This window comes from Phycicoccus jejuensis (assembly GCF_000720925.1).
Taxonomy (GTDB): Bacteria; Actinomycetota; Actinomycetes; order Actinomycetales; family Dermatophilaceae; genus Phycicoccus; species Phycicoccus jejuensis.
In genome coordinates, this window is sequence record NZ_JOEE01000089.1 from 1 (window position 1) to 223 (window position 223).

A 223-nucleotide genomic window follows, 5' to 3' on the forward strand; every position below is an offset into this window, starting at 1 on the left:
GACGCCGCGGCCGAGCTCGCCGAGCGGGTTCCGCACTGCCGGGTGGTTATCGTGACGACGTTCGCGCGACCCGGGTACGTCCAAAGGGCGATGGCCGTCGGTGCGCGTGGGTTCATCGCGAAGGACGGTCCCGTCGAGGACCTCACCGACGCCATCCGGCAGGTGGCCAGCGGGTCCACTGTCGTCGACCCGGAGCTGGCCCGGTACGCACTGAGGCAGGCCG

1 protein-coding gene is annotated in these 223 nt (G+C 71.7%); it reads left to right on the forward strand.

The features are described 5' to 3' along the window. A partial coding sequence (locus IG69_RS0119735) for a response regulator (RefSeq protein ID WP_030529861.1) occupies nt 1-223 on the forward strand: 223 nt, incomplete at both ends.